This window comes from Arthrobacter sp. Dra40 (assembly GCF_059091905.1).
Genome location: NZ_JBNHHB010000402.1, coordinates 1 through 2,716 on the forward strand (window position 1 = coordinate 1; position 2,716 = coordinate 2,716).

The window sequence follows — 2,716 nt, forward strand, 5'->3', positions numbered from 1 at the left end:
GTCGGGGTGATCCCGATCGTGACGATGTAGCCTTCGGCCGCGGTATGCACTGCCTCGCGCACCGCCTGCTGGAATTCTTCCACCGGGGCGATCACTTGGTCGGCGGCGAACGAACCCATGATGATCCCCGGGTCGCGGCGGTGCAGGATCGCCGCGGCCAGGCCGATCGCGGCTGCCGAGTCCTTCGGTTCCGGTTCCAGCACCAGGTTGGCGTCCTCCAGTTCCGGCAACTGGTCGCAGACCGCCTGGCGGTGCACCTTGCCCTGCCTTTTCTTCGGCCATGTGCGCCTTGATGAACGAGTGCCCCACCCGGGTGCGCACCGCCCGGCCGCCGGCAGCGGAAATTGCTTCGGGCACGGCGCGGGAAGTGATCAGGTTGTGGATCACGGCTGGGTGTTCCTCGCCGGCGGCCTGGGCGCGGGCGATCTCGCGCCGGGCGACCAGCGCGGTGATGGCCGAGGGGGAGACCACGGCCCCGGTCTCGTCGATCACAAAGCAGCGGTCGGCGTCGCCGTCGAAGGCCAGCCCGATGTCGGCCCTGTGCTCCCGCACCGCGGCCTGCAGGTCCACCAGGTTTTCCGGCTCCAGCGGGTTGGCCGGATGGTTGGGGAAGGTGCCGTCCAGCTCGAAGTACAACGGCGCTATCTCCAGCGGCAGCGCCGGCAGGAGGCTGTCGCCGAGCACCGCGGGGGTGGTCATTCCGGCCATGCCGTTGCCGGCGTCGACCACCACTTTCAACGGGCGGATGCCGGTCAGGTCCACCAGCGAGCGCAGGTACCCGGCATAGCCGGAGAGCACGTTGGTTTCGCTGATGGTTCCCGTTTCGGTGCCGTCCGGAATGCCTGTTTCCAGGTATTCCTGCGCGCGGTCGCGGATGTCGAACATGCCGGTGTCGGAGGAAACCGGCACGGCGCCGGGCTTGGCCATCTTCATGCCGTTGTACTGGGCGGGGTTGTGGCTGGCGGTGAACACCACCCCGGCTGCGTCGAGGGAGCCGCAGGCATAGTAGAGCTCGTCGGTGGAGATCAACCCCAGCATCAGGATGTTGGCACCCCTGCCGGCTGCGCCGTGCGCGAAGGCGGCCGCGAACTCCGGGGAGGACGGGCGCATGTCCCCGCCCACCAGCACCGTCTGCCCGGCCAAGGACAGCACGTCCACGAAGGCGGCCCCGGTCGCCTCCACGGTTGCGGCGGTTATGGTCTCGCCCACGATCCCACGGACGTCGTAGGCCTTAAAGGAAAGGCCAAGATCTATGCTGCTCACCGCGTTGCCCAAGAGCTTCCCCCCTACTTGAGGTGCACGTGATTGTAAATGATCAATATCATCGTGGCCAGCCGCAGACAGTCTACGGCAGCGCATTCACAGCCAATTCGAACGACTACCAGTTGATAGTTGCGTTCCCGAGTAAGGGTAGAGGCGCAGCCGACTAAACTGGGAGCCATCATGACTAATGCTGCTGCCATTCCCACTGTCGACGACGAAACTCCTGTCCGCGTGCGCTTCTGTCCGTCTCCCACGGGCACCCCGCATGTGGGCCTGATCCGTACCGCGCTGTTCAACTGGGCCTATGCCCGGCACACCGGTGGCACCATGGTGTTCCGGATCGAGGACACTGACGCTGCCCGCGACAGTGAGGAAAGCTACGAGCAGTTGCTCGACGCCATGAAGTGGCTGGGCATTGACTGGGATGAGGGTGTTGAAGTCGGAGGCCCGCACCAGCCCTACCGGCAGTCCCAGCGCGGCGACATCTACCAAGACGTGATCGCCAAGCTCAAAGAGGGCGGGCACGTCTACGAGTCCTACTCCACCCCGGAGGAGGTCGAGGAACGGCACCGTGCCGCAGGCCGCGACATCAAGATCGGCTACGACAACTTCGACCGGGACCTGACACCGGAGCAGGTCGCCGCCTTTAAGGCAGAAGGCCGCGAGCCGGTGCTGCGCGTACGAATGCCGGACGAAGACATCACCTTCACCGATCTGGTCCGCGGCGATATCACCTTTAAGGCTGGCAGCGTGCCGGACTTCGTGGTGGTACGGGCGAACGGCAAGCCCCTCTATACGCTGGTCAACCCGGTGGATGACGCGCTGATGGGCATCACCCACGTCCTCCGCGGCGAAGACCTGCTGTCTTCCACGCCGCGTCAGATCGCGCTCTACCGGGCGCTGGTCGAGATCGGGGTCGCCCGCTACATGCCGCTGTTCGGCCACTTGCCGTACGTGATGGGTGAAGGCAACAAGAAGCTTTCCAAGCGTGATCCGCAATCCAACCTCTTCCTGCACCGCGAACGCGGCTTCATCCGCGAGGGGCTGCTGAACTACCTGTCGCTGCTGGGCTGGTCGCTGTCCGCTGACGAGGACATCTTCACCGTTGACCAGTTGGTGGCGAACTTCGATATCCACGACGTGTTGGCCAATCCTGCCCGGTTCGACCTGAAGAAGGCCGAAGCCATCAACGGAACGCACGTCCGGCTGCTGGAACCGGGTGACTTCAAGCTCCGGCTGGTTCCCTACCTGCAGCACGCCGGCCTGGTCGGCGAGAGGCTGACCGAACGCGAGCAGATGATTTTGGCCGATGCGGCCCCGCTGGTCCAGGAGCGCATCACGCTGCTGGGCGAAGCGCCGGAGATGCTCGCTTTCCTGTTCAAGAACGACGACGAGATCGACGTCGCACAAGACGCCCGCAAGGGGCTGCCGGAGAATCTCACCGAGGCACTAG

At 65.1% G+C, this 2,716-nt stretch carries 2 protein-coding genes and 1 pseudogene; 1 reads left to right on the top strand and 2 read right to left on the bottom strand.

The window, feature by feature from the left end:
* Both AC5RWT_RS36460 and AC5RWT_RS36465 read right to left on the bottom strand, forming a co-directional pair.
* A partial coding sequence (locus tag AC5RWT_RS36460; protein ID WP_494084472.1) for a sugar phosphate nucleotidyltransferase occupies window positions 1-257 on the bottom strand: 257 nt, incomplete at its 3' end.
* 7 nt (window positions 258-264) lie between these two features.
* Window positions 265-1,263: pseudogene (locus tag AC5RWT_RS36465) on the bottom strand (phosphohexomutase domain-containing protein); the annotation flags it as partial.
* A gap of 180 nt (window positions 1,264-1,443) precedes the next feature.
* On the opposite strand from AC5RWT_RS36465, the gene gltX reads away from it, so the two are divergent.
* The coding region (gene gltX, locus AC5RWT_RS36470; RefSeq protein ID WP_494084471.1) for a glutamate--tRNA ligase at window positions 1,444-2,716 on the top strand (1,273 nt) is incomplete at its 3' end.